This is a genomic window from Lentzea sp. NPDC005914 (genome assembly GCF_040629405.1).
Classification (GTDB): Bacteria; Actinomycetota; Actinomycetes; order Mycobacteriales; family Pseudonocardiaceae; genus Lentzea.
On sequence record NZ_JBEXVQ010000051.1, the window covers coordinates 1 to 21005 of the forward strand.

Here is a 21005-nt window from a genome sequence, read left to right on the forward strand (position 1 = left end):
CTCGGAAGCCACCCAACGACAAGCAACCATCAGCCACACCTCGTCGCTCCAGGCATCCAGAACATCCCGTCCTGAACATCAACAATCTTATGGAGCGATCATGAATCCCCTGACCGCCACCGCGGTGGGCAAGCGGTTCCGCACCCGCTGGGCGGTCCGCGACTGCGATTTCGCCATTCCCGAGGGCAAGGTCGTCGCCCTGGTCGGCCCGAACGGCGCGGGCAAGAGCACCCTGCTGCGCATGGCCGCGGGCCTCACCCACCCGTCGACCGGTGAGCTGAAGGTCTTCGGCGCCCCGGTGCGGGGCCGCATCCACCCGGACGTCTCGTTCCTGGCCCAGAACCGATCGCTCTACCGCGACCTCACGGTGCGCGAACTGGCGCGCGCCTGCGCGGCCATGAACGACCGGTGGTCCGCCGACCGGGTCCACGAGGTGCTCGGGCTGCTGGCCGGCGTGGACCAGGACATGAAGGTCGGCACGCTGTCCGCGGGTTCCCTGACCCAGGTGGCCATCGCGATGGCGCTGGGCCGGCTCCCCCGCCTGCTGCTCCTGGACGAACCGCTGGCCGACCTGGATCCGCTGGCCCGCGACGAGACGCTGCGGATCATCATGACCGAGGTCGCCGAGCGCGGCACCACGGTGGTGATGTCCTCGCACCTGCTCGGCGACCTGCGCGAGGTGTGCGACCACATCCTGCTGATCGACGACGGCCGTGTTCAGGTCGACGGCGACATCGAGGAAGTCCTCGCCCAGCACCGGATCCTGGTCGGCCCGGCCGCGGACGAGTCCGCTGTGGAGGGAACGCTGATCAGCGCGACCCGCACCGAGCGCCAGGCCACCCTGCTGCTCCGCGAGGCCAGGCCGGCGCCGAAGGGCTGGATCGGCACCGAACCTGACCTCGAAGCACTGGTCATGGGCTACCTGCGGGCATCGCGCGAACGGCGCTCAGCCCACCGCGGTCACACCTCCAGGTAGTCCAGGTTCGGACCGCCGTTCGCGGTCGTCGCGACTGCCCGGACCGTGTTCTCGCCCGCCTCCAGGTTCAGCGTCACGGTCACCGACTGCCAGGTCGTCCACGCGCCGGTGCCCGCGAACGCCTGCTCGTCGACCGCGAGCTGCCCGTTGACCGAGATGTCCAGCGGCCGGTTCACCGTCGTGCCGTTGGCGAACCGCAGCGTCACCTGCTTCGGTCCCGCCACGTCGCTGTTCACCTTGAACTCGACCGAGGAGCCCGCGACGTTGTCGTAGTTGACGAAGCCGGTGCCGGAGAACCCGGCGTGGTTCGACTCCACGACGCCCTGGGTGACGACACCGTTCTCCGCCTCGAACCGCGTCTCGGGCGTGGGCTCGCCACCGCCACCGCCGGCGTAGCCCGAGCCGAGCCACGCCTCGTCGATCCGCAGCTGCGCCTTGCCCTGCGTGGACGTCTTCTCGACCCGGATGTGCCGCGCGGTCGTGTTCGCGGGCAGGTCGATGAACTGCACACCGCGGTGGTTGGGCAGCGACCCGGACTTCACATTCGTCCAGTTGGAACCGTCGTTGGACGTGTAGACGTTGTAGTTCTTGATGCGCGCGGAGCCCGAGGCCGGGTAGGTCGTCGAGTCCTCGCGCTGGTTCAGCGCCACGTACGAGACCTTCTTGGCCGAGCCGAGGTCGAAGCGCAGCGACACCGTGCCCGCACCCGTTGCGTCCCAGTAGGTCTGGTAGTTGCCGTCCGCCGCTGCCGAGGCCGGGTGGCCGGAACCGGAAGCCGACGCGCTCATCGTGTACGACGACGGCGGGATGATCCCCTCACGCCCGGCCGTCTCGACCTTGAACACCGTGTCGTACTGGTCCCAGTTCGAGATGCCGCTGAGCGTGATCGTCCCGCCCGACTGCGTCCAGCTGACCGCCGCGCCGGTGCGCAGGTTGGTCACCTTGCTGACCTTGTAGCCGTTGTCGCGGACCTTCAGCGTGCTGCCGGACGGCTTGGTGATCACGTGGACGTAGTTCAGGTTCGGGTTCGCCTTCGACACCGTCGTGACGCCGTGCGCGCCGTCGTTGAAGAACCCGGGCTTGAGGCCGCCGTTGAGGTAGCCGCCACCGGATGTCCCGCCGATCGACTCCCAGATGTCACCCAGGTACGTGTTCGTGAAGTTGTTGAAGGTCGCCTGGTTCGACGGGAACTTGCCGTTGACCATCGCGGTCTCGGCCATCAACGCCTTGACGTCACTGCCGGCGTTGGTGATCAGCCGTCCGAGCGTCAGCTTGTAGTCGACCGTCGAGTTCGAGCCGGAGTACCACCACGCGCCACCGCTGGGCAGCTTGAAGCACGCCTCGATCAACCGCGGCGCCGCCGTGTAGACCGCCTGCGGGTAGTCGTAGCTCGGCGTCATGCCGGTCTTCTGCTCGTTGCTGATCGTGTCCATGATCGGCGTGTCCTCGTTGTTGTTGCTGAGGACCATGTCCGGGCGATCCTTCCGGATCCGCTCGTACAGACCGTTCTGCTCCCAGTAGGCGTTGTCGTTGTCGATCCAGAACCCGGCGAGCTTCGGGTAGCGCGCCATGACCTCGACGAAGTTGTCGTAGCTGAACTGCCCGAACCCGGGCCGCTCCTGCAGGTTGACCGTCTTGCCCTTGTACTTCGAGTACGCGGACGAGTCGAGCCACTCGTGCCCGCCCTCGTTGTGCCACTGGGGGTCGTCGGTCATGTAGTTGATGACCTTCACGCCCTCCTTGTCGGCGGCTTCGATCAGCTCACCGAGGAAGTCGCGCTTGGTCGAGCAGCTGCCGGGGATCGAGGACGGCCACGCGCGCGCGTAGCCGAGCCTGCTGTGGAACGACGCCAGCACCAGGTACTGCGCGTGCAGCTTCTTCGCCTCGTCCACCCAGTACTTGGCCGACCAGCCACCGTCGGTGACAGCGGACTCCCAGGCGCTGCAACTGGTGTAGCCCGGTGAAGTCCGCATCCCCCAGTGCAGGAACAGACCGGACGTGGAAGCACGCAACCAGTCCTGCCGCGGATGCAGCACCTCGGCCTGCGCCGGAGTGCTCACGCCTACAACGAGTAGAGCGGCGGTCATCAACACGCCGAGACGACGCAACGTTTTGCGCACGAGCCAGCCTCCTGGTGGACGCCTCCTGCGGCGGTAGGAAGACGTGCTCGGTGTTACCGCGCAAAGGTCTACGCCACTTAGCCGCTGAAGTTCAATAGGTCCTCGGAGGTATGACCGAGTTACACGACCAACTGAATCGAAAAAGGCTCCAAATGAGCCGATGTCTAACGGTCATCCCGCTTGAACAGCCGGCCTACGCCACGAAGGCAGAGTGCGAGCACCCACCCCACCAGGGTGAACCCGAGCGCGAACCACTTGGCCGGGCCGGGCGGCACCCAGAGCTGGCTGTGGTTCAGGCTCACGACCGGCAGGAGCAGGTCGATCGTGTACAGCCACGGGTCGAACCACTCTGGTTTCAGGTCGGCCCGCATCTTGGCGAAGTTGTCGGGGTCCCGGCTGAGGCAGCGGAAGATCCACCCGCCGGCGACCACGAGGAAGCCCAGCCACCACAGGATTCGCAGCGACCGGTACCCGCACCCCACGGTGGGGTTGAGCAACCACCACACCATCCGGTGCAGTCGGCCCGGGAACCCTTCCGAGCTGCAGATAGACCTGCGGCACATCGTTCAGCCGTGGGACGGATGGCCGTACAACCCGGCCCCGGCGATCTCCACCGACGTCAGGAACGCCACCGACGCGATGTAGGAAGCCTCGACCAGTTCCGCGGTGTGCGAGAAGTCCAGCGGCGTCACGGCCTGCACGGGCGGCCCCGGCAGGTACAGCACGGGCGCGTGCTGCGACGCCAGTTCGACCTCCAGCACGGCCTGGTTCCGCATGCCCAGCGTGGCCCAGAACAACAACGTCTCGGCCAGCGTCTCCGGCACCGTCGGCAGATGCCCCGGGAACGCACAATCCAGCACCACCAACGACTGAGCGCCCATCGCGAGCGCCTGCCGGATCGGCACGTTCGCCAGCACCCCGCCGTCGTAGAGCACCCGGTCGCCGATCCGCACCGGCGGATACACGCCGGGAATCGCCGCGCTGGCCAGGATCGCCGGGACAAGGTCCCCGGACGTGATGTTGACGGGCTCGCCCGTCACGCAGTCCACCGACACCGCGCCGAACGGCAGCGTCAGCGCGCCGAAGTCAGTGCACCCGTCCAGCCCCTCCGCCAGCACGTCGGCGAGCCCGGTGTTCGGGAACAGGTAGGTCTTGTTCGTCCGCAACGACCGGAGCTGCGCGATCGGCCCGCCGGGGAACACCCGCTGCCGGGTCATGCCCTCCCACATCACGGCCAGCCGCTCTGGAGCCTTCTCGGGGTCCAGCGCCAGCAGCGACCCGTTGACCGAGCCCACGGACGTGCCGACGACGAGATCGGGGCGCACGCCGTGTTCCTGCAACGCACGCAGCATGCCGACCTGCGACGCGCCGAGACTGCCTCCGCCGCCGAGGACGAAGGCGACCGGTCCGGGCAATGAGATCACGAGCAGAACGTACAAGAAGGCTCGAGCGACAGCACGCTGGCCGGGGCGTGCGCGGCCGAACCCGTGCAGCGCTGGAAGATCTCGGCAGCTTGCCCGTGTTCACCCAAAAAGGACCACGCCTCGGCCTGCGCCAACGCGTGCCCGGTGGCCAAAGCGATCTCCAAAGCCTCCTCCGCCCGCGACTGTCCCAGCACGGACAGCGTTGTCAGCGCACGGGCGTGGATCACCTGGAAACCGCGCGCCACAGCCAGTTCCAGAGCCAGGTACGCGTGCCGGGCGGCCTCCACGGGGTCGCCGGCGGCGAAGAGAGCACGAGCGAGCGACACCCTCGACCACGCCTCCTGGTAGGCGACCGAGCGGTCCACCGCCACGGAGACACCGCGGGTCAGCGAGGCGATCGCCACGTCGAACCGGCCCAGGTGGCGCTGCACGGTGCCGATGACGTCGAGCGCGCGCAGCAGGTAGTGCGTGTTCGCGGACGCGCGGACGGCCATGTCGTGCAACCGGGTCGCGACCGACAACGCCTGCGCGGACTGGCCCGTGTCCATCAGCAACAGGGATTCGTCGTGCAGCACGCACAGTTCCCAGTGCGGCACGCCCGCGGCGCTGGCAGCGGCCCGGCCGATCAGGTCGCGGGCCCGTGACACGTCGCCCAGGGCCAGCGCCACCTCGCCCGTCCAGCCGAGGGCGGGGACGTCGTCGGGCAGGAGCTTGATCGCCTTGTCGTAGTGCGCCATGGCCTCGTGCAGGTCGCCGGATGCCACGAACGCCGGGCCCACCGTGACCATCATCAGCGCGGTTTCCGACGCGCCGACCTGATGTCCGGTCGCCTCGCGGTAGACCTCCAACGCCTTCACCGGATAGCCCTGCACGACGTGACACGCGCCGAGGTTGTGCAACGCGCGGTGTGCTCCGACCAGGTCACCGGCCGAGCGGAACAGCTCCGCCGCGCGCGTGAAGTGCCCGACGGCGGTCCCGGCGTCCCACCCCATGACGGCGGTGCCGATCGCGGACTCCATCGTCGCCTGGCCGGCCAGGTCTCCCTCCTGCTTGGCGTGCCGCAGGGCCGCCGTCGCCACCGCCTGGGCGGTCTGGTGGTCGCTGCGCATCCAGAGGTAGCGCCGCAGCGCGTCGGCCATGTGCCAGCAGCCGCTGAACGCCAGCGTCACCATGCTGTCCCGCTCACTGTCCAACCAGGACAGTGCGGACTCGCGGTCGCCGAACGGCGGCACCTCGACCGTGCGCGACGGGCGTTCGGCGTGCAGCATCCGCGGCATCAGCACGTCCAGCGCGGCGTCGGCAGTGAGCACGTAGAAGTCGAACAACCGTTGCCGCGCCTCGGGATCATCGCCGAGACCACGAGCGTAGAGGTGCAGCAGGTCGTGCAACCGGTAGCGCCCGGCGGTGTGCGGCTCGATCAGGTTCGCGATCTCCAGCGCGGCAACGCAGGCCCTGGCCGACGCGAGCGGCTCCCCCAGCAGAGCGGCCGCCGCGTGCACGGTGAAGTCGGTGCGCGGCAACAATCCCAGCAGCCGGAACAACCGCGCGGGCCCAGGAGCCAGCTCGCGGTGGGAAAGAGCGAAGGCCGCCGACACCACGGCGCGCTGGTCGCCGCGGATCGCCAGCTTCGACAGCCGGTCGTCGCCTTCCAACGCCGCCACGGCATCGGCCACGCGGTCCCGGGACGCCGCCAGGTTCGCCGCCGCGACCCGCAACGCCAGCGGCAGGTGCCCGCACAACCGTGCCAGCGACTCCACCGCTTCGGGCTCGGCCGACGCCCGCGCCGGACCCAGCATCCGCCCGATCAGCGCGGCGGACTCCGACGGCGTCAGGACGTCGAGCTCCAGTCGATGCGCGTCGTCGACGGCCATCAGCCCGCGCAGGTCGTTGCGGCTGGTCACGACGACGACACAGCCAGGACTGCCGGGCAGCAACGGCCGCACCTGATCTTCGGAGACAGCGTTGTCGAGCAGCACGAGCATCCGCCGTTGGGCCAGCACCGACCGGTACAGCGCGGCCTGCTCCAGCTCGTCCCCCGGCACCTGCGAAACGCCCAACGATCGCAGAAACCCTGTCAGCGCCTCGGAAGACGTGATCGGCGGCGCGTCGTCGAACCCGCGCAGGTTCACGTAGAGCTGACCGTCCGGAAAGGACTCGCTGACCCGATGTGCCCAGTGCACGGCCAAAGCCGTCTTGCCCACGCCCGCCACACCCGCGATCGACGTGATCACCACGGTCGAACTGGACTCCAGCAACGCGTCCAGCGACTGCAGATGGTCCTCCCTGCCGGTGAACCGCACCAGGTCGGCGGGCAGCTGCCGGGGCACGACCTGCCCCGCCGGCACCACCCCCGCGTCCTGCGCCAGCACCGCGTCGTGCGCCTCGCGCAGCACCGGGCCGGGCTCCACCCCCAGCTCGTCGACGAGCCGCCGATGCGTGACCCGGTACAGCTCCAGCGCGTCGGCCTGCCGATCCGACCTGTACAGCGCGGTCATCAGCAACGCCACGAGACCTTCGCGGAACGGGTGCTCGGCCACCAGAGCCGTCAGCTCCGGCACCAGCTCGCGATGCCCGCCCAGCTCGAGTTCGAGAGAGCAGCACCGCTCGGTGACCGAGATCCGCCGTTCGTCGCACCGGTCGGCGTCGATCCGCAGCTCCGAGCTCGCCAGCCCGGCCAGCGCGGGCCCGCGCCACAGCTCCAGCGCCGACCGCAGCACCGGCGCCGCCTGCGAGGGTTCGAGAACGGCGGCCGACCGCACGCGATCTTCGAACGCGGCGACGTCCGTGCCGGCGACGACCCGGTAGGCCGTGCCGTCCGTGACGATCACCGAGGAACCGAGCAGCGCTCGCAGCGACGCGATCGACTTCTGCACCTGATGCCGGGCGGTGGAAGGAGGATCGACGTCCCACGCGACGGCCACCAGGTGGTCGAGAGCGACCAGCCGCCCGGACGCGAGCGCCAGCGCCGCCAGCACCTTCTGGTCCCGCGTGCTGCCGATCCGCACCCGCTCGCCGCTGCCCGCGAGAACCTCCAGAGGTCCGAGCAGCCGGATTTCCGTCACGGTCAGAAGATAACGACGGAATGCCCGCGACCGACCATCTGAGACAGTCAGGAGGCGCGAAACAGCAGTGGAATCGCCAATTCCTGTCTTGTTCTGGACCCGTGGAATCCGTTCAGCTTGCTCAGCACGGGTTCCGCCTGCCCCCGCACGACCACCGCCGAGTTTTTCATTGCCACGACAACATCTCCGATGCGGTCGAGCGCGAGCGGGCTGACCGGGCCGAACCAGCCGGCCTCCACGGCGTCCTCCTTCATCACCACGTCCGCGCGGTCGCCGAGGAACTCGCGCCACACCGCGAGCACCTCATCACTTTCGGTGTGCAGATAGCGCACGCGAGGATCTCCGGCGATCACCCGGACTCCCTGCCACAGCAGAGGTTCGGTGTCGAAGTCGATCCGGTCGTCCGCGGTGATCATTCCGTGGTCCGCGGTCACCACGAACAGGGAATCGGGCGGCATTCGCGCGGCGATGCGGGAAGCCAGCGCGTCCACGAATTCCAACTGCAGCAGCCACTCGTTGGAGCCCGCCCCGTAGATGTGGCCGATCATGTCGAGATCGCCGTGGTAGGCGTAGCAGAACGAGCGGTCCTGCTCGAGCGCCGCGACGGCACCGAGTGCGAGGTCGCCGAAGCCCGCCGCGCCCCGGAACCACGACCCGCGCAGCACGGCGCGCGTGAGCCCGCTGGTGCGTTGGGCGAGCGGCGCGACCGCGCTGACCGCCACCCCGGCCGCCGCGGCGCGTTCGAACAGCGTCGGATGCGGCTGGACGACCTCGGGCACGAGCAGCTTGCGCAGGTCGCCGTGGTCGTTCCCGGCCCGCGACCAGGTCAGCGCGTTGAGCACCTCGTCTCCGACCGCGAACGAGTAGCCGACGATGCCGTGCTCGCCCGCCAGCAGCCCGGTGCCGATCGAGGCCAGGCTCGTGGCGGTCGTCGACGGGAACCCGGCGTTGATCTCACGGCCGCCCAGACCCGCGAGGAACGGAGCGTGCTCGGCGTACTCGCGCAGCAGCTCGTGGCCCAGGCCGTCGACGAGCAGCAGCACGACACGCCGGGCGGACGGCAGGTCCAGGGTGTTGTCGGCGCCCGGAACGGCCAGGCCGGAGAGCAGTGACGGGACGACCTCGGCGATGGTCATGAGGCCACGGTGCCACGTCGAATCGGACAACGGGCAGAATGGCGCGCTGTGACAACGCTCATCCACCAGAAGATCGCTGACGAGCTCGGCGTGGCCAGCGGCCAGGTCAGCTCTGCTGTCGAACTGCTCGACGGTGGCGCGACCGTCCCGTTCGTCGCCCGCTACCGCAAGGAGGCGACCGGCGGTCTCGACGACGCGCAGCTGCGCACGCTCGAGGAGCGGCTCGGCTACCTGCGCGAGCTGGAGGAGCGCCGCGCGGCCGTCCTCAACTCGATCCGCGAGCAGGGCAAGCTGAACGACGCCCTCGAAGCCCAGATCCTCGCCGCCGACTCCAAGGCGCGGCTCGAGGACCTCTACCTGCCGTACAAGCAGAAGCGCCGCACGAAGGCCCAGATCGCGAAGGAGGCCGGTCTCGAACCGCTGGCCGACGCGCTGCTGGGCGACCCCGGGCTGAACCCGCAGGAAGAAGCCGCCAAGTTCGTCGACCCCGCCAAGGAGGTCGCGGACGCCGCGGCCGCACTGCAGGGCGCGCGGGCCATCCTCGTCGAGCGGTTCGGCGAGGACAGCGACCTGATCGGTGACCTGCGCGAACAGATGTGGACGCGCGGCCGGGTCGTCTCCAAGGTCCGCGAGGGCAAGGAGACCGAGGGCGCCAAGTTCGCGGACTACTTCGAGTTCGACGAGCCGTTCGCCAAGCTCCCGTCGCACCGCATCCTGGCGCTGTTCCGCGGCGAGAAGGAGGAGGTCCTCGACCTCGTCCTCGAGCCCGAGGAGCCTCGCGAAGAAGGCCCGTCCTCCTTCGAGGTGCGCATCGCGGCCCGGTTCGGCATCGACGACCGCGGCCGTCCCGGCGACAAGTGGCTCACCGACACCGTGCGCTGGGCCTGGCGGACCCGGATCCTCGTGCACCTGGGCATCGACCTGCGCGGACGCCTGCGCCAGTTCGCCGAGGACGAGGCCGTGAAGGTCTTCGCGTCGAACCTGCGCGACCTGCTGCTGGCCGCCCCGGCCGGCACGCGCGCCACGATGGGTCTCGACCCCGGCTACCGCACCGGTGTGAAGGTCGCGATCGTCGACGCCACCGGCAAGGTCGTCGCGCACGGCGTCATCCAGCCGCACGTGCCCGCGAACCGCTGGGACGAGTCGATCGCCAAGCTCGCGGCGTGGGCCAAGCAGCACAACGTCGACCTGATCGCGATCGGCAACGGCACGGCGTCGCGCGAGACCGACAAGCTGGCCGCCGACCTGATCAAGCGCCACCCGGAGCTCAACCTCACCAAGATCGTGGTGTCCGAGGCCGGTGCGTCGGTCTACTCGGCCTCCGCGTACGCCTCCTCGGAACTGCCGGGGCTCGACGTGTCGATCCGTGGCGCGGTGTCGATCGCCCGGCGGCTGCAGGACCCGCTGGCCGAGCTGGTGAAGATCGACCCGAAGTCCATCGGCGTCGGCCAGTACCAGCACGACCTGGCCGAGGCGAAGCTGTCGCGTTCTCTGGACGCGGTGGTCGAGGACTGTGTGAACGCGGTCGGCGTCGACCTGAACACGGCCTCGGTGCCGCTGCTGACCCGCGTCTCCGGCATCACGGCCGGTCTCGCGGAGAACATCGTGCTGCACCGCGACGCGAACGGGCCGTTCAGGACCCGCAAGTCGCTCATGGAGGTCGCGCGGCTCGGCCCGAAGGCGTTCGAGCAGTGCGCGGGCTTCCTCAAGATCCGCGGCGGTGACGAGCCGCTGGACGCCTCCTCCGTGCACCCCGAGGCGTACCCGGTGGTGCGCAAGATGCAGTCCGCGGCCGGCGCCGAGCTGATCGGCAACACCGCGGTGCTCACAAAGCTGCGGCCGGAACAGTTCGTCGACGAGCAGTTCGGTTTGCCCACCGTCACGGACATCCTCCGCGAGCTCGAGAAGCCCGGCCGCGATCCGCGGCCGGCGTTCAAGACCGCGACCTTCGCCGACGGCGTCGAGAAGATCGCCGACCTCAAGCCCGGCATGGTGCTGGAGGGCGTCGTGACGAACGTGGCCGCGTTCGGCGCGTTCGTGGACATCGGCGTGCACCAGGACGGTCTGGTGCACATCTCGGCCCTGTCCAACACCTACGTGAAGGACCCGCGCGACGTCGTGAAGTCCGGCGACGTGGTGCGGGTGAAGGTGCTGGAGGTCGACGAGGCCCGCAAGCGCATCGGCCTGACGCTGCGTCTGACCGACGAGCCGGGCAAGCCCGCTCCGAAGCAGCAGGGCGGCGGTGGCGGCGGTCGTGACCGGCGTCCGCAGCAGCGCGGTGGCGGGCAGCAGCGCGGCGGCCAGCAGCGCAGCACGCCTCCGGAGGCGAGCGGGTCCATGGCGGACGCGCTCCGCAAGGCCGGGTTCGGCAAGTAAGGCAACGAAAAGAGAGCCCCTCCCGGCGTCGGGAGGGGCTCTTTTTTTCTGGCTCTACTTGGCGCGAGTGCCCTTGGCCTTCACCAGCTCCGACTCGAACAGCTCCTCGACGGTCGTCAGACCACCGGGCGCCGACCTGTCGACCTTGGTGATGTACGACTGCGTGGACGACGGCCGCCCCACCAGCGAGTAGTGCAGCGTGCCGGTCAGCCCCTGGGTGTCCAGGCCGTTGGTGTCGTGGAACGCCCTGAGCACGCCATCGCGCGTGAGGTCGCCGTTCTTGCAGGCCTTCTCCACGACCGAGAGGAACACCTTCGCGACCGTGTACCCGTGGTCGACGTACAGCGCGGGCTTCTCGTTCGGGTAGTTCTTGTTGAACGCCGCCGCCACCTCGCGCGGACCCGCCTTGGTGCCCGTGAACGGCGCCACCGACGTCACCACGGAGACCTGCTTCTCCACGGCGGCGGCGACGGGCGAGTCCAGGAGCGCGGGGTCGTAGCCCACGACGTTGACCATGAACGGCACGTCCCACTTCATCGCCGCGGCGACACCCACGGCGGCGGCGGTCTGCGCGGGCGCGGTGCTCAGCACGATGGCCTTGGCGCCCTGGGCCTTCAACGAGGCGATCTGCTGCGACAGGTCGGCCGTAGTCTCACCGATCGGCTGCTTGGCGATGTTCATCTTCCACTGCTCGCCGACGAACGTGGAGCCTTCGAGCGCGTTGTCGCCGTAGCTGCCCTGGACGTACACGTGACCGACCGTGTCGCCCTCCTTGATGATCCCGCGCCGCTTGTAGAAGTCGAGTCCGTTGATGACGTCGAGGTCGTAGGTCGTGCCCACGATCATCATGTGCGGGTTGCCGAGCAGCGACGCGGCCCAGCTCGCGGGCGCGGTCAGCGTGCGGGTCTGCATGATGTCGGGCTCGATCGCCGCGGTCATCGGCGTGCCCGCGAGCTCCAGCAGACCCAGGACCTGCGGTTCCAGGTCGAAGTAGGCGTCGAGCGCCTTCTGGACGTCGTACGCGTGGTCCTTCAGCTTGAGGTCGACCCGGCGACCGCAGATGCCCCCGCGGTCGTTGACCTGCTTCAGGTACAGCTCGTAGCCCTTCAGGCGGGTCAGCGCGGACGCCTTGAACGGACCTGTCATGTCCGTGAGGATGCCGAGCGAGATCGTGTCGTCGGTAACGCCCGGCCCGGTCTTGACCTGGGCTTTCTCAGGTTCCCGAGCGCCACAGCCACCCGCTAGGACGGCGAGCGCTAAGGCGGCGGGCAGTACACGGCGGCGGAAGGGCATTCAGAGTCCTTGTCGAAAGATCAGAGCCGAACATACTAAGCGGTAGCTCAGTATTCGTTGAGCTGTCACATATTGCCTCTCTATGTGGTACGTGACACAGGATTGTTAGGTTCATGTGACTACCGCTCGACTACGCACTGTGCTAGCTCTTCGGCACCGAACGAAATGAGATACGGCGTTGGCCGTCACATTTCGGGTACCCGTGCGACATGGCTGATGACGTGATCACTTTGCTGCACCGGCAGCACGAGGACATCCGGATGCTGTTCGCCGAAGTCGAGGCCGCCGTCGGCGACGACGAACGCAAAAACGCATGGCATCGGCTCGTGCGCCTGCTTTCGGTCCATGAGACCGCGGAGGAGGAGATCGTCCACCCCGCTATCGCGCGGGTGAGCGGCGGCGAGCCCATCGTGGAGGCACGAGTCGCCGAGGAGCGGCGCGCCAAGGAGCTCCTCAGCACGATGATCGACATGGGGCCCGAGGCCGAAGGCTTCGACACGCTGCTCGTGCAGCTCCGTGACGACGTGCTCGCCCACGCGGACCACGAAGAACAGGCCGAGTTCCCACTGCTGCGCAAGGTGCACGACCAGGAACGGCTCGAACGGATGGCGCGTGCGGTGGAGGCCGCTGAGGCGATCGCGCCCACCCGCCCGCACCCCGGCGTCGAGAGCCCGATCGCGAACATGGCGCTCGGCCCGATCGTCGCCGTGGTGGACAAGGCGCGCGACGCGATCCGCAAGGTGCTCGGGTGACGATCGTGTTGACCGGCGGCACCGCGCTACGGCGTCACCTCGAGTTCGAGGACGTCGGTGTGGACATGCGCACGAGGCGTAGAGCGTTCGATGCGTTCAACCTCGCCGCCGAGCCGGTGCCGCCCGCGCCGATGATCGCGGAACGTCGGAACCGACCTCTCGTGAGGACCACACGAACGCACGAAGATCTGGAATGGTGGCCCGAACACGACGCGCGTGCTGTGCTGCGCGAGGTCGTCACGGCAATGGGGAGGCGCGCGTGAACGAGGTGGACGCGGTCGTCATCGGCTCGGGCCCAAACGGCTTGGTCGCGGCGGCTCTGCTGGCGGACGCGGGCTGGGACGTGCTGGTGCTGGAGCAGCGCGCCACCCCCGGCGGCGCCGTCACGTCCGCCGAGATCACGGCGCCTGGGTTCACGAACGACGTCTACAGCGCGTTCTACCCCCTCGGCCTCGGCTCGCCCGTCCTCGGCGCGTTGAACCTCGACGTGCAGTGGCAGCACGCACCGGCCGTGCTCGCCCATGTCCTGCCCGACGACCGCGTGGCGCTCCTCTCTCGTGAGATCGAAGCCACCGCGAAGTCCGTCGGCACGTTCGCGCACGCCGACGCCGACCGCTGGGAGTCCGAGTTCTCACGCTGGCAATCGGTGCGTGATGCCGTGCTCGAGTCGTTGCTGCGTCCGTTCCCACCGGTGCGTGGCGGTCTTTCTCTCTTGAAGGCCGCGGGCGTCGGCGAGGCCCTACGGCTGGCGCGCACCCTCACGCTGCCGGTGCGCCGTCTGGGCGAGGAGCTCTTCGAGGGCGAAGGCGCGCGCGTGTTGCTGGCGGGCAACGCGATGCACACGGACCTCGGACCGGACCAGGCCGGCAGTGCGGGTTTCGGCTGGCTGCTGGCCATGCTGGCGCAGGAGATCGGCAACCCGGTCCCCCGCGGCGGCGCGAAAGAACTGACGGCGTCCCTGGTGCGTCGCTTCGGCGGACGCATCGAGACGAACGCGCGTGTGACCTCTGTGCTCCATGCGCGCGGTGTCGCCGTAGGCGTGCGTCTGGCCGATGGTTCGGTCGTGCGCGCACGTCGAGCCGTCCTCGCCGACATCCCCGCACCTTCGCTGTACCTGGACCTGATCGGCGGCGACGCACTCCCGTCGCGGCTCGCGGAGGACTTGAAGCGGTTCCAGTGGGACGGCGACACGATCAAGGTCGACTGGGCGCTGTCGGGCCCGATCCCGTGGACCAACCCGGACAGCGCGCAGGCAGGGACGATCCACCTCGGCGGCGACGTCAACGGCCTGGCCACCGTGGCCCACGAGCTCGCGTGCGGCAAGGTGCCGCGCAACCCGTTCATGGTCATGGGCCAGATGACGACGACCGACCCGTCACGCTCACCCGCCGGCACCGAGGCGGCCTGGGCGTACACACACGTGCCGCTGAGCGGAGGCTGGACGCCGGACCGCCTGAAGCGCCGCGCCGACCGCATCGAGCTGATGATCGAGGAACGCGCGCCCGGCTTCCGCTCCCGGATCTTGCAGCGCTCGGTCCTCGGCCCGGCGGAGATCGGCTCGGTCAACGGCGGCACGTCGGCCATCCACCAGCAGCTGATCTTCCGGCCCGTGCCGGGTCTCGGCCGCGCGGACACCCCGTTCGACCGCCTCTACCTGGCGGGTTCGTCGGCGTGGCCGGGCGGCGGCGTGCACGGTGCGGCGGGAGCGAACGCGGCACGGGCGGCGCTCACGCGGTGGGGCGCGGCCGGCGAGGTCTACAAGACCCTGATCCAGGGGTTGCACAAGGCGATCTACTGACGGTTCAACCGGCGTGCTCGGCACGTCCGCGAGCCAACGCGTCCAGCCGCGCCAGCGATTCCTTGTTGCGTGGAATGAGCAGCACGTCCTGCACGAACTTCGGCAGCAACGTCGACGGGCCGCGCACGACCTGCTCGGCCATCCGCACCTCCGTGAGCGACGCCGACCGCGCCCGCAGGGTCAGCGCGATCCGCGCGGCCCCCACCGGCCAGAGCCGTGCGTCGAGTTCGAGAACGTGGAACGGCTTGCAGTGCACCACCTCGGTGGTGTCCTGGATGACCAGCGGCCACGGCCCCACGCTGTGGTGGATGCGCGTGCCGGGCTCGGGCCAGCCGGGGTCGACGTCGCGGATGTGCGACGCGCCCACCACCCATCCCACGTACGACCAGCCGTCGGCAAGCACTGCCCACACGGCCTCGAGGGGCGCTTCCACGTCCAGAGAAACCTCAGCCACGCACGGGAGGTACCCGCTGCGTCAGGAGGCAATCCGGCGCGTTCGGCGGCTTTCGGCCTTGCGCTGCAGGTGGCCGGCGGTGAGCTCCAGCTCGTAGGACCGAAGAGCCTGGTAGCGCGGCGAGATCCGGAGGGCGAACGTGCCGCTGAGCCGCTCGATCGCCGACGCAGCGCGATCGAGCCGCCTGCGGGCGGTGTCCAGGCCACCGGCTCGCAACATGCGCAGGCAGTTCTCGGCCTCGCAGTTGTACGAGCGGAGCATCAGCGCCGACCAGTCCTCGACGAGCCGCCGCCCGGTGGCGTCCGACCCGTTGTAGGTGACCTGCCCGCCGCCCTCGATCGCGGCACCGGTCTTGATCAGCGTCTTCATCTCGTCGTGGATCAGGTCGAGCTGCGCCTGGTGGTCCAGGCCCGCGTCGGTGCGGAAGACACCGGCCCGTTGGAAGGTCAGCTCCTCCTTCAACGGCTGCAGCTCGGCACGCGCGTTCTTGATCCGGTGGCGCAACGCCACCAGTTCGGCTCCGGCGCGGTCGACCTCTTCCAGCGCCTCTGTTTGCGCTGTTCGGGCGTCACCGATTCGAGCGAGCAGCTCCTGCAGGCCTTCCACGGCCCGCTCCAGCTCAGCGACCCGGCGGTTCTTGCGCCCGAACATGCTTACCTCCCCGAACAGCGACGAAAGGCCCACGACCGTTCCATCGCAAGGAGGTATCCACCGTTATCTATCGCGCTATGCACTCACTCCATCGAGTGAACCCACGAATCGGACGAACCCTTCGGGGTCCTCGCTCGTCGCCGACTGCTGCAAGATCACGCTGGTAGCGCCCGCCTCGGCCACCGAGGAGACGAGATCGGAGACGAACGCGCGGTCCCGCGAGTCCGTCTCCACGTAGACGACGATCGGGTGCTCGCGGCTCGCCCGCGTCTCGCGCACCCGAGCCAGATCGGCCGACGCGTCCAGGATGGTGCCGTCACCGACCTCACCGGCGAGATCCAGTGTCTTGGGGCCCAGTCCGCCCACGTAGATCGGCATCGGCGCGGCGGGCGGCCAGTCCAGTGCCACACCCGTCAGCGACACGTACTTGCCGGAGCAGGTCACCCGTTCGCCTGCCAGCAGTGCTTTCAGGGCGTCGGTGTACTCGCGCAACAGGGTCAGCGGCGACGGCACCCGCGCGCCGACCTGGCCCATCCACGACTGCAGCCCGTGCCCGACGCCGATCGTGACGCGGCCGGGGAACAACCGGTCCAGCGTCGCGGCCTCCATCGCGGTCAGCGCGACGTTGCGCAACGGCACCGGCAGCAGCCCGACGCCGACCTTCAGCCGTTGCGTCCACGCCAGAGCCGCTGACGCGCAGGCGATGCCGCTCTCCAGGAAGCAGTCCTCCCACAGCCACAACGAGTCCACACCGGACTCCTCGGCCGCGAGGACGACGGAACGCAGGTTCTCAGGAGGAAGCTGGGGCCGGTAGACAGCGCCGAGTGTGGTCACCCGTCCACTACTACCGGCCCCGGCCGTGGTTCAGCAACAGAGTCGGATCAGCCGGCGCTGTGGTACGTGATGTCCCAGTGGTTCGACTCGAAGTAGTAGATGTTGCCCGCGTTCGACTTCCACTTGTTGCCGCCGATGGACGTGAACCTGGTCTTGATGTAGTTGGTCACGCAGCTGGACAGCGAGATGTCCACCTTGTAGCCGTTCCAGTGCGAGTAGGTGCCCGACGCGTGACCGGTCTCGGTGCCACCGGAGATGTTCACCGCGCAGCCGGACGCGCTCTTGAACGTCTTGATGCCCGCGATGGTCGTCTGGTTGATCTGCTCGAACGACGTGCAGTTCGAGCGGTTGCGGTCGCTGCAGCCACCGCTGGACGACCAGGTGATGCCGGCCGCGCGCAGCTGCGCGGTCGCCTGCGCGTGGGTGTACTTGGCCGGCGCCGCCGAAGCGACGGACGCGCCGATGATCAGAGCCGCGAACATCGCGATCACAGCGGCGATCATGCGAACGAACATGCTCTCTCCTTATGCCCAAAGCAAGTGCGGCAGAAGCTAGGAAGGAGCGGTAAAGAGACGCCTAAATCGGTCTTTGGCCGATCTTTGGCGCTGTCGTGGACAGTCCCGGTCGTCATCAACCAGGGGATCGGAGCACCAACGATGCGCATTCGCCACGCCGTCGCGGCGACCGCACTTTCGCTCGGACTGCTGTCCGGCGTCACCGGCATCGCCCACGCGGCGCCCGAGGGCACCATCGGACAGGAAGAGGTCGCCGCCGCGGGTTACGGCGGTTCGATCAGCCGTACCGAGGTCATCAGCCGGGCGAAGAACTGGTGGGACCGCAAGGTTCCGTACAGCCAGTCCGCCTCCGCGTGGGACGTCAACCACGGCAAGCAGTACCGCACTGACTGCTCCGGCTTCGTGTCCATGGCGTGGAAGCTGACCTCCAGCCGCACCACGTCCACTTTGGACGGAGTTGCCACGAAGATCGCGTGGGGCAGCCTCAAGCCGGGCGACATGATCCTGCGCAACGGCCACGTGAAGCTGTTCGAGAAGTGGGCGAACACCGCCCACACCTCCGTCTGGATCTACGAGGAGGGCAGCACCGCGACCGACATGGACCACGAGACCGTGACGATCGCGACGCTGAAGGACGGCGGCTACGCGCCGTGGAAGTACAACAAGATCACGGGCTGACCAGTCCCCACTGAGCGCGCCAGCTGGGCACTTCCGTCATTTCACGGGTGCCCAGCCGCGTGAACAGCTCGGCGGCCTCACCCCAGCTGCGGTCCGCGCCTGGCACGTCCCCCCGACAGGCGTGGACCGCACCGAGGTCTCTGAGCGTGCGTGCCCGCCACAACGGCAGCCCCAAGTCGGACCACGCCGCCAGAGCCTCGGTCAGCACCACCAGCGCACCCGCGTGATCACCCGCCGCCAGCCGCCACTCCCCCAGCGTGCGGCGGACGAGCGCCTCGCCGAACCGGTCGCCGACGTCGCGGCAGCCGTGCATGGCGGTGGCGATCAGCGGTTCGGCGTGGTCGAGCGAACCCTTGCGGATCAACACCTTCGCCCACGCCTGGGCCGTGTAGCACCCGAGCAGCTCGTCACCGGTGCCCGCGACCATCTCGTGGGCGCGCACGATGTGCTCCTCGGCGAGGTCCAGCTCGCCTTTCGCGCGGTGCACGAGCCCCGTTCCGCGCGCTGCCAGTGCTTCGCCTCGCCGGCTCTTCGACGCGCGGTACGTGGTCTCCGCGAGCGCGAGGGTGGCCAGCGCTTCCTCGTCGTCGCCGAGTTCTCGTTTGATGGAGCCGATGCCGTAGAGCGCGTGAGCGACACCCTCCGGATCCTGCGATTCCAGCAGCTCGCGTGCCCTGCCGAGAGCCTCCAGCGCGCACGGGTACTCGCCGACGTCGCGGCACACCATGCCGATGCCGTTCATCGCGACGGCTTCGCCGCGCTTGTCGCCCAGGTTCACGAACAGCGTCTGCGCCGTGTCGAACCACGACCGCGCCTCGGCGAGGTTGTCCCGCTTGTAGTGCATCTGGCCGAGGCTGCAGCGCAGGACCGCTTCCAGGCGCAGGTCCCCGGTCTTCCACACGGCTTCCAGCGCCGCCGTGTGTGTTCGTTCCCAAGCCTCGTAACGGTTTCTGAGCCCGAACCAGGCGAACACCAGCACCTCGGCGAGCTGCGAGGCGATCTCCGCGAGGCCCAGCTCCGCGGCGCGCTCGACCAGCCTGGTCAGGAGTGATTCCTCGCGGGCGAACCACGCGTCCTTGTCCGTCGGGCGCGCTGCCGTGGTGACTATGCCCAGCGAGTCCTGCATGCGTGGCACGGCGAGGAAGAGCTGCTCGGTCAGTCCATCCACAGTGGACAGAGCGGCGACCAGGGCTCGTCTGACGACGTCTTCGCGTTCCTGTTGCGGGTCTTCGGCTTCCGCCAGCTCGCGGGCGTGCAGCCGCACCAGCTCGTGCATCCGGTACCGCGCGCTGCCGATGACGTCGAGCAGCCGCGCGTCGACGAGCTGGTCGAGCACGTCCTCGTCGAGCAGGTGCACCCAGAGGAAGCTCGGCACCTCGGGCAGCCCGAGGAACCCGAAGCTCCGATACGCCTTGCGGGCGTTCTCGTCGAGCGCGCGGTACGTCAGCTCCAGGCTCGACCGCACCGCCAGGTCGTCCGCGACCAGCTCGTCGAGCCGGCTGCGCTCGTCCGACAGCCTTCTGACCAGCTTCGACACCGGCCAGTGCGCCCGTCCGGCCAGCCGCGCCCCGGTGATCCGCACGGCGAGCGGCAGGTACCCGCACAGCCGCGCGACCTCGTCGGCCTGATCCGGTTCCGTGGCGACCCTGTCGTCGCCGAGGATCTTCTTGAGCAGCGTGACCGCTTCGTCGCTGCTCAGGACGTCGAGCGGGACGCGCCGCACGCCTTCCAGCCCGCACAACCGGCTGCGGCTCGTGATCAGCGTGAGGCAGCCGGGGCTTCCCGGCAGCAGCGGCCGGACCTGCGACACGCTCGTGACGCCGTCCAGCACGATCACCACGCGCCGCCCGCTGACCGTCGCCCGCCACAGCGCCGCGCGTTCCTCGGCCGACTCGGGAACCCGCTCGCTCGGCACGTCCATGGCGCGCAGCAACGAGTCCAGCGCCCCGGACGGCGAGTGCAGGTCCACGAACAGCTGCCCGTCCGGATACCGGTCCGCGAGCCGATGCGCCGCGTGCACCGCCAGCGCCGACTTGCCGACGCCCGCGGGCCCCTCGATCCACCAGACGCCGCCGTCGCTGTCGAGAAGCCTGCTCAGCTCCCTGTCGCGGCCGGTGAAGTCGCCGGCGTCGCGCGGCAGGTAGTTGCGCCTGCTGTCCCGCGCCCCTTCCAGCACGTCGCGGTAGAGCTGCTGCAGCTGCTCGCCCGGCTCGACGCCCAGTTCGTCGACCAGGATCTTGCGCGTCTCCCGGAACACCCGCATCGCGTCGGCCCGGCGCCCGGCCCTGGCGAGCGCGATCATGAGCTGACCTCTCAGCCGCTCGGCCAGCGGGTACTCGGTGACGAAGACGCCGAGCGGGTCGATGAGCTCCGAGTGCCGCCCCAGCGCGAGCTCGGCGTCGACCCACGCCTCGGCGGCGGCGAGCCGTTGCACGTCCAGCGTCTGCGCGAACACCACCGGCGTCCCGCGCCAGAGCTTGAGCGCGTCGTGCAGCGTCTCGGCCTTTTTCTTGAGATCAGCCTCGTCGCCCGCCTGCGCCACCAGCTTCCGGAACAGGTGCAGGTCGACCTTCTCGGGCTCGGAGCTCAGCACGTACCCCGCGGCCCGGTGCTCGACGGGCAGCCCGGCCCTTCGCAGGCTGCTGATGTGCACCTGCAGCGACTTGCGCGCCTGAGGCGGCGGCTCCTCGCCCCAGATCAGGTCGATGAGCCGTTCGACGGGCACGATCCGCCCGCATTCGACCGCCAAGACCGCTAGTATCTGCGCGGGCTTCGGCGGCACTGACGGCTCGACCGGCCCCAGAATCCTGACCTCCACTGCGCCCCCACCAGTGTTGATGATTCACCAAGATCTGCGCGACATTGCCAAATTCTGACGCACTCCGGCTGCCCCCGGTTCCACTTCTGGGTGAAGCCACTCGAATGGCCGCAGATGT

17 protein-coding genes are annotated in these 21005 nt (G+C 69.1%); 6 read left to right on the forward strand and 11 right to left on the reverse strand.

Annotated elements, in window-relative coordinates; translation table 11 throughout:
* Window positions 1-100: 100 nt before the first annotated feature.
* Window positions 101-976, forward strand: coding sequence for an ABC transporter ATP-binding protein (locus ABZ345_RS43035; protein WP_359860799.1), 876 nt, complete (start codon window positions 101-103; stop codon window positions 974-976).
* On the opposite strand, the gene ABZ345_RS43040 is transcribed toward ABZ345_RS43035, so the two are convergent.
* From ABZ345_RS43040 to ABZ345_RS43060, 5 genes are all read right to left on the reverse strand, one after another.
* On the reverse strand, window positions 961-3096 hold the full coding sequence (locus tag ABZ345_RS43040; RefSeq protein ID WP_359860801.1) for a discoidin domain-containing protein: 2136 nt from the start codon (window positions 3094-3096) through the stop codon (window positions 961-963). The two genes, ABZ345_RS43035 and ABZ345_RS43040, sit on opposite strands and share 16 nt — an antisense overlap.
* Window positions 3097-3260: 164 nt before the next feature.
* Window positions 3261-3593: a hypothetical protein gene (locus ABZ345_RS43045; RefSeq protein ID WP_359860803.1), complete on the reverse strand. Its 333-nt coding sequence runs from the start codon at window positions 3591-3593 to the stop codon at window positions 3261-3263.
* A gap of 69 nt (window positions 3594-3662) precedes the next feature.
* Window positions 3663-4526, reverse strand: coding sequence for a patatin-like phospholipase family protein (locus ABZ345_RS43050; RefSeq protein ID WP_359860910.1), 864 nt, complete (start codon window positions 4524-4526; stop codon window positions 3663-3665).
* Window positions 4517-7582: a BTAD domain-containing putative transcriptional regulator gene (locus ABZ345_RS43055; protein WP_359860805.1), complete on the reverse strand. Its 3066-nt coding sequence runs from the start codon at window positions 7580-7582 to the stop codon at window positions 4517-4519. Before ABZ345_RS43055 ends, ABZ345_RS43050 begins: the two co-directional genes overlap by 10 nt.
* 47 nt (window positions 7583-7629) lie before the next feature.
* Entirely contained in the window at window positions 7630-8718 is a 1089-nt protein-coding gene (locus ABZ345_RS43060) for an alkaline phosphatase family protein (protein ID WP_359860807.1), read from the reverse strand.
* Window positions 8719-8766: 48 nt separating this feature from the next.
* On the opposite strand from ABZ345_RS43060, the gene ABZ345_RS43065 reads away from it, so the two are divergent.
* Window positions 8767-11094: a Tex family protein gene (locus tag ABZ345_RS43065; RefSeq protein WP_359860809.1), complete on the forward strand. Its 2328-nt coding sequence runs from the start codon at window positions 8767-8769 to the stop codon at window positions 11092-11094.
* A 54-nt stretch (window positions 11095-11148) separates the two neighbouring features.
* Here the strand turns inward: ABZ345_RS43065 and ABZ345_RS43070 are convergent, their stop codons facing one another.
* Complete coding sequence (locus tag ABZ345_RS43070; protein WP_359860811.1) at window positions 11149-12387, reverse strand: ABC transporter substrate-binding protein; 1239 nt, start codon at window positions 12385-12387, stop codon at window positions 11149-11151.
* A 209-nt stretch (window positions 12388-12596) separates the two neighbouring features.
* Here ABZ345_RS43070 and ABZ345_RS43075 point away from each other — a divergent pair, with 209 nt between their 5' ends.
* From ABZ345_RS43075 to ABZ345_RS43085, 3 genes are read left to right on the forward strand one after another with little or no spacing between them, the layout of a single operon-like run.
* Window positions 12597-13139: a hemerythrin domain-containing protein gene (locus tag ABZ345_RS43075; RefSeq protein ID WP_359860813.1), complete on the forward strand. Its 543-nt coding sequence runs from the start codon at window positions 12597-12599 to the stop codon at window positions 13137-13139.
* Window positions 13136-13402 (forward strand): hypothetical protein, encoded by a 267-nt coding sequence (locus ABZ345_RS43080; protein WP_359860815.1) that lies wholly within the window; start codon window positions 13136-13138, stop codon window positions 13400-13402. Before ABZ345_RS43075 ends, ABZ345_RS43080 begins: the two co-directional genes overlap by 4 nt.
* Complete coding sequence (locus tag ABZ345_RS43085; protein WP_359860817.1) at window positions 13399-14937, forward strand: NAD(P)/FAD-dependent oxidoreductase; 1539 nt, start codon at window positions 13399-13401, stop codon at window positions 14935-14937. Before ABZ345_RS43080 ends, ABZ345_RS43085 begins: the two co-directional genes overlap by 4 nt.
* A 4-nt stretch (window positions 14938-14941) precedes the next feature.
* On the opposite strand, the gene ABZ345_RS43090 is transcribed toward ABZ345_RS43085, so the two are convergent.
* From ABZ345_RS43090 to ABZ345_RS43105, 4 genes are all read right to left on the reverse strand, one after another.
* On the reverse strand, window positions 14942-15391 hold the full coding sequence (locus tag ABZ345_RS43090) for an SRPBCC family protein (protein WP_359860819.1): 450 nt from the start codon (window positions 15389-15391) through the stop codon (window positions 14942-14944).
* 21 nt (window positions 15392-15412) lie between these two features.
* Complete coding sequence (locus ABZ345_RS43095; protein WP_359860821.1) at window positions 15413-16042, reverse strand: DUF4041 domain-containing protein; 630 nt, start codon at window positions 16040-16042, stop codon at window positions 15413-15415.
* A gap of 75 nt (window positions 16043-16117) precedes the next feature.
* Window positions 16118-16876, reverse strand: coding sequence for an LLM class flavin-dependent oxidoreductase (locus ABZ345_RS43100; RefSeq protein ID WP_359860823.1), 759 nt, complete (start codon window positions 16874-16876; stop codon window positions 16118-16120).
* 47 nt (window positions 16877-16923) lie between these two features.
* Window positions 16924-17391, reverse strand: coding sequence for a hypothetical protein (locus ABZ345_RS43105; protein WP_359860825.1), 468 nt, complete (start codon window positions 17389-17391; stop codon window positions 16924-16926).
* 141 nt (window positions 17392-17532) lie between these two features.
* Here ABZ345_RS43105 and ABZ345_RS43110 point away from each other — a divergent pair, with 141 nt between their 5' ends.
* Window positions 17533-18069 carry a hypothetical protein gene (locus ABZ345_RS43110; RefSeq protein WP_359860826.1) on the forward strand — a complete coding sequence of 179 codons (537 nt, stop codon included), beginning with the start codon at window positions 17533-17535 and terminating at the stop codon, window positions 18067-18069.
* Here ABZ345_RS43110 and ABZ345_RS43115 read toward each other — a convergent pair.
* Complete coding sequence (locus ABZ345_RS43115) at window positions 18059-20887, reverse strand: BTAD domain-containing putative transcriptional regulator (protein ID WP_359860828.1); 2829 nt, start codon at window positions 20885-20887, stop codon at window positions 18059-18061. The genes ABZ345_RS43110 and ABZ345_RS43115 overlap by 11 nt on opposite strands.
* Between the last annotated feature and the right edge of the window lie 118 nt (window positions 20888-21005).